This is a genomic window from Saccharothrix sp. NPDC042600 (genome assembly GCF_040647305.1).
Classification (GTDB): domain Bacteria; phylum Actinomycetota; class Actinomycetes; order Mycobacteriales; family Pseudonocardiaceae; genus Actinosynnema; species Actinosynnema mutabilis.
In genome coordinates this window covers 1-3714 of the sequence record NZ_JBEZBW010000204.1, presented here as the reverse complement: position 1 = coordinate 3714, position 3714 = coordinate 1, and the positions used below count along the sequence as shown (strand labels likewise).

Here is a 3714-nt window from a genome sequence, read left to right as displayed (position 1 = left end):
GCCCGCGCCCGGACCCGCGCCCGCGCCCACGCCCGGACCCGCGTCCGTGCCGACGCCCGGACCCGCGCCCGCGCGCGTGGTCGAGCCCGCCCCTGCGCCGGCCGTGACCGGACTTACCCGGAACCGCCCGCACGCCCGTTCGGCCGGACGTTAGGCTGCCTCGCGTGTCGGAGGACCTGTCTGGGCGACGGCTGGGCCACTACCGGATCGACGGGGTGCTCGGCCGCGGTGGCATGAGCGTGACCTACAAGGCCACGGACGTCCGGCTCGGCCGCAAGGTCGCGCTGAAGGTCATCGGCGAGCACCTGACCGCCGACGCCGAGTTCCGCGAGCGGTTCGTGGACGAGGCCCGCAACACCTCGGCGATCGACCACGCCAACATCGTGCCGCTCTACGACTTCGACGAGGTCGACGGCCTGCTCTACATCGCGATGCGGCTGGTCGACGGCCAGGACCTGTCCTCCCACATCAAGGACGGCCCGATCTCGCCCGCCCGCACGCTCACGCTGCTCGGCCAGGTCGCCGAAGCGCTGGACATGCTGCACGGCAAGGGCTTGGTCCACCTCGACGTGAAACCGGCGAACGTGCTGGTCACGACCAAGGAAGCGGCCCGCGAGCACGTCTACCTCGCCGACTTCGGCCTGACCCGGCGCGGCGCCACCGGCCACCGCACCCGGACCGGCGACTTCCTCGGCTCCCCGACCTACGCCGCGCCCGAGCACCTGCGCGGCGAGCCGCTCGACGGCCGCACCGACCAGTACGCGCTGGCCTGCATGGTGTTCGCGTGCCTGTCCGGGCGGCCCCCGTTCCAGGGCGGCGTGCAGGACGTCATCCAGGGCCACCTCGGCCAGGAGATCCCGGCGCTGACCTCGCTGGTCGCGCTGCCGCCGGGCATCGACGACGCCCTGCGCAAGGGCACCGCCAAGAACCCCGACCAGCGCTACGGGTCGTGCCAGGAGTTGATCGCCGCCGTCCGCACCGCGCTGGGCGGCGCGGCGACCGTGACCACCCCGCCGCGCCGGGTCGACGCGCCCGTGTCCGGGCCGACCCCGGTGGTGGGGCCGCCGTCGGGCGGGATGCCCGCGCAGCCGCAGCCGCCGCAGGGCTTCGCGCACCAGCCCGGGTTCCTCGCCGAGCCGGTGCGGCTGCGCCCGCCGACCCAGATGGGCGGCGCGTCGGCGTTCACCTCGGCCAAGAAGCAGCGGCCCGCGTGGTTCGCGCCCGTGGTCGCGGGCGTGGTGGCGATCATCGCCATCGTGATCGTCGTGCTGATCCTCACGCCCAAGGACGAGCCGCCGCGGCCCCCGCAGTCCACCAGTTCCGGGCAGTCCATCGACGTGGGCGGCACCACGACCAGCGCCAAGCCGCTGCCCACCAGCGTGCCCGTCAAGACGTCCCGCTGACCTGGGGTTCTTGCACTCGACGGCGGTGAGTGCTAAACACGGTGCTGGCACTCGGAACACCTGAGTGCCAGCACGCAGGCTGGGACGGTGAGGCGCACCCGGTAGTCCCGGGTGGGTCGTCCGTCGCGGGCACCGAGCCTGGCCAAGCACCGTGTTCCGCTGCGGGCACCTGTCCGCAGTGGCCCCATGAGTCGTTTATAAGGCGGAGGAACACACCGCAATGGCCAAGATGATCGCGTTCGACGAGGACGCCCGCCGCGGTCTCGAGCGTGGCATGAACACCCTCGCCGACGCCGTCAAGGTGACGCTGGGCCCGAAGGGCCGCAACGTCGTGCTCGAGAAGAAGTGGGGCGCGCCGACCATCACCAACGACGGCGTCTCGATCGCCAAGGAGATCGAGCTTGAGGACCCGTGGGAGAAGATCGGGGCCGAGCTCGTCAAGGAAGTGGCGAAGAAGACCGACGACGTCGCCGGTGACGGCACGACCACCGCCACCGTGCTCGCCCAGGCCCTGGTCCGCGAGGGCCTGCGCAACGTGGCCGCCGGCGCCAACCCGCTGGGCCTCAAGCGCGGCATCGAGCAGGCCGTCGAGGCCGTGACCGAGCAGCTGCTCAAGACCGCCAAGGAGGTCGAGACCAAGGAGCAGATCGCCGCCACGGCGTCCATCTCCGCGGGCGACTCGACCATCGGCGAGCTGATCGCCGAGGCCATGGACAAGGTCGGCAAGGAAGGCGTCATCACCGTCGAGGAGAGCAACGCGCTCGGCCTCGAACTCGAACTGACCGAGGGTATGCGCTTCGACAAGGGCTACATCTCGGGCTACTTCGTCACCGACCCGGAGCGTCAGGAAGCGGTCCTGGAGGACCCGTACATCCTGCTCTACGGCTCCAAGATCTCGTCGGTCAAGGACCTGCTCCCGCTGCTGGAGAAGGTCATGCAGTCCGGCAAGCCGCTGCTGATCATCTCCGAGGACGTCGAGGGCGAGGCCCTGGCGACCCTGGTGGTCAACAAGATCCGCGGCACGTTCAAGTCCGTCGCCGTCAAGGCCCCGGGCTTCGGCGACCGCCGCAAGGCCATCCTGCAGGACATCGCGATCCTGACCGGCGGCCAGGTCATCACCGAGGACGTCGGCCTCAAGCTGGAGAACGCCGACCTGTCCCTGCTGGGCAAGGCCCGCAAGGTCGTCGTGACCAAGGACGAGACCACGGTCGTCGAGGGCGCGGGTGACGCCGAGCAGATCCAGGGCCGCGTCAACCAGATCCGGGCCGAGATCGAGAAGTCGGACTCCGACTACGACCGCGAGAAGCTCCAGGAGCGCCTGGCCAAGCTCGCCGGTGGTGTGGCGGTCATCAAGGCCGGCGCCGCCACCGAGGTGGAGCTGAAGGAGCGCAAGCACCGCATCGAGGACGCGGTGCGCAACGCCAAGGCCGCCGTCGAGGAGGGCATCGTCGCCGGTGGTGGCGTCGCGCTGCTCCAGGCCGCCGAGGCCGCCTTCGCGGGCCTGAAGCTGGAGGGCGACGAGGCCACGGGCGCCAACATCGTCAAGGTCGCCGTCGAGGCCCCGCTCAAGCAGATCGCCGTCAACGCCGGCCTTGAGGGCGGCGTCGTGGTGGAGAAGGTCAAGGGCCTGCCCGTCGGCCACGGCCTCAACGCCGCGACCGGCGTGTACGAGGACCTGCTCGCGGCCGGCGTGCCGGACCCGACGAAGGTCACCCGCTCGGCCCTGCAGAACGCGGCCTCCATCGCCGCGCTGTTCCTGACCACCGAGGCCGTGGTGGCCGACAAGCCGGAGAAGTCCTCCGGCGCGCCGGCCGTCCCGGACGCGGGCGGCATGGACTTCTGATCCCAGCGGCACCCGAAGGGGCCCGGTCCACCTCGGACCGGGCCCCTTCGCCGTTCGCGGACGCTTTTCCCGAACAACTCCCGGTTTGCGCTCGGGGTGTTTAGCGCGGAGTTGAACGCTCCGGTGCAGAATTGCGGATTCCCCGGTTGGGTCCGAGTCTCGCGCACGCAAGCGGACTTCACGCTGCCGGCCGGAGTGGCTTCTCCCGGAGAAACACGCAAATGGCCGGACAACCCGCTTTCCGGCGACCGACTCCCCACTCCCTCGACCCGAACCGCCGCTCCCAACCGCCTCACGCCGCCACCACCAATCCCCGTCCGCGCGCCCGCCCGCGCCGCTCCCAGCCACCGCCGCCGGCCCAACCACGCGCCCGCCCTGCCGCGAGGCCTCGTGGTGGGGCTGCTGCCGCCGCCGGGCCTGCCACGCCGGGCTGGGTCGGGCGGCGCTGGGTCGGGCCACGCCGGGCCG

The 3714-nt window shown here is 71.6% G+C and carries 2 protein-coding genes; both read left to right on the top strand.

Annotated features, from left to right (window positions below; genetic code table 11):
• Positions 1-164 precede the first annotated feature (164 nt).
• On the top strand, positions 165-1403 hold the full coding sequence (locus tag AB0A74_RS42535; protein WP_358258900.1) for a protein kinase: 1239 nt from the start codon (positions 165-167) through the stop codon (positions 1401-1403).
• Between the two features lie 220 nt (positions 1404-1623).
• Positions 1624-3246, top strand: coding sequence for a chaperonin GroEL (groL, locus tag AB0A74_RS42530; protein ID WP_121223450.1), 1623 nt, complete (start codon positions 1624-1626; stop codon positions 3244-3246).
• Positions 3247-3714: the final 468 nt, after the last annotated feature.